The sequence below is a fragment of the Oribacterium sp. genome, assembly GCF_057249185.1.
In genome coordinates, this window is record NZ_DBHIGR010000255.1 from 1 (window position 1) to 1,860 (window position 1,860).

General features: G+C 40.3%; 2 protein-coding genes. Both read right to left on the reverse strand.

Translation table 11 applies throughout. The features are described from left to right. Nucleotides 1-86 precede the first annotated feature (86 nt). Nucleotides 87-944 carry a YitT family protein gene (locus tag ACO4PX_RS10115; RefSeq protein WP_315375659.1) on the reverse strand — a complete coding sequence of 286 codons (858 nt, stop codon included), beginning with the start codon at nucleotides 942-944 and terminating at the stop codon, nucleotides 87-89. Between the two features lie 69 nt (nucleotides 945-1,013). Further along, nucleotides 1,014-1,775 (reverse strand): L,D-transpeptidase family protein, encoded by a 762-nt coding sequence (locus tag ACO4PX_RS10120; protein WP_485572583.1) that lies wholly within the window; start codon nucleotides 1,773-1,775, stop codon nucleotides 1,014-1,016. Nucleotides 1,776-1,860 lie beyond the last annotated feature (85 nt).

Below are 1,860 nucleotides of genomic sequence, written 5' to 3' on the forward strand. Positions count from 1 at the left end.
CCGGATACTGAAAAAGGCAGGATAGAAGCACCAATCCTGCCAAGATAAGCAATACAATATTTTTGGATTTACGAATGGTAATGCTTTTAATCTTCATTATGATTGATAAAACCCTCGCCATGTACTTCCCGCACATCGGAAATGATAAAGAACGCCTTATCATCCATACTGTAAACCTGGTCCTTCACTCTGGTCACCTCTCTGGGACTCAGCACACAGTACAGCATGGTAATTCCCTGTCTGGTATACATTCCCTTCGCATCAATACCGGTAACGCCTCGTTCCAGCTCTTTCATAATCCATTGAGAAATCTCTTCTCCCTTATTGGAAATAATAGTAACCGCCTTGGCAAAGTGCATACCGTCAATAAAGGAATCACAAAGTTTGGTGAAAATATATACGGATACAATGGCATAGCAGGCCTTGGTTACCCCAAAGAGCTGTAATCCCCAAAGCACTACAGCACCGTCGCAGAACTGTAAAAGCTTCGCAATGGATATATGCTTAAAGCGAGTTTGAATAATCGCAGCCATCAAATCCGTTCCACCGGTAGTGCTGGATGCCGCAAAGACCAAGCCGCAACCAATACCCATAAGAATGGCACCAATCACAGAGTCTAAAAATAAATCATCTGCAGGAATCAGAGTGTAATCCGGAAGTACATACAAAATAAAGGAACAAAGCATGGTAGCAAATATAGTTCTGGCAATGAATTTCCATCCCTTAGTGAGATAGCCCAGAACAAAAAGGGGAATATTGATAACGGTATTACTTAACCACAAGGGCAAACCGAATAAGTGTCGAAGGATAATGGATATACCGGAAACTCCTCCGATAATTAATCCTGCCGGATCATAAATATTTTTGGAGGCAATGGAAATTAATAGGGAGCCTATAATCATATAACAATAGTCCCGAATCAAACGTTTTTTCTTGTTATCCATTTCTCCTCCTTAGTACAGCGGAATCCATTCCGTAATAATCCTCTATTGTATAAAAAATATGTCGGTTCTTTAATACTTCTGAAGCTCTTCTTCCTTCTGTAAAGTGATAATGCTCAGCTTTTCCTTCAGAAGGGGCAACAACTCTTCCATCGCCTGCTTTTCAATGGTGATACAGCCTGAGCTCTCCCAGGTATCCGGTGCTTTGATATGTAAGAAAATAGCGGAGCCTCTACCAAATACCACAGGATTTTGATTAAATCCGATGGCCAGAGCCTTTTCATAACAAATCTTATAGGAATACAATCTTTCCCCGGAAATCTTTGTAGGACTTTCCACCCAGGTATTGTAGGTATTTTTCTCCCCGGACCAATAGGAAGTCTTTTGAATCTGCTTATAAGGAAGCTTGGTATTTACAGAACTTGGAAAGCCGAAGGCAAAGGAAATAGGATAAGCACCTAAAGGAGTTGTTCCGTCTCCTTCCTTTCTTTCCGTTCCTTCTTTCAAACCGTTTCTGCCATAGCCGTTGTATGTTTTCCACTGTAAATAATAGCGATCCTCTCCCTTGGTCCATAGGCTCAATTCATGGTCCAGCATTACAAGGAGTTGTTCTTCCTTTTTTCCGATCTCTGTTTGGAAAAGCTTTTTTCCGATTCGAATCTCAGCATCGTTACTGGATGTAGAACTTTGGGATTCCAGTTTTTTCTGATATAGCTCCCCCGGTCCTGCAAAGGCGGTAAATATCATAGACAGACAAAAAAGACTAAGGAACAGGATGCTTACAAACACCTTCTTAGTCTTTTTTGTATTTTTCTTTATGGAGAATAAACTCATAGTTTTCCTTTCCTTCATCGTTCTGAAATAACTTGATATAATCCATAACATCATATCCAATTCAGAAAAACTTGTAAAGGAAAAA

Bases quoted from the DNA above. Each gene is read 5' to 3' on its own strand.
- ACO4PX_RS10115 (WP_315375659.1), bottom strand. From the start codon at position 944: ATGGATAACAAGAAAAAACGTTTGATTCGGGACTATTGTTATATGATT.
- ACO4PX_RS10120 (WP_485572583.1), bottom strand. From the start codon at position 1,775: ATGAGTTTATTCTCCATAAAGAAAAATACAAAAAAGACTAAGAAGGTG.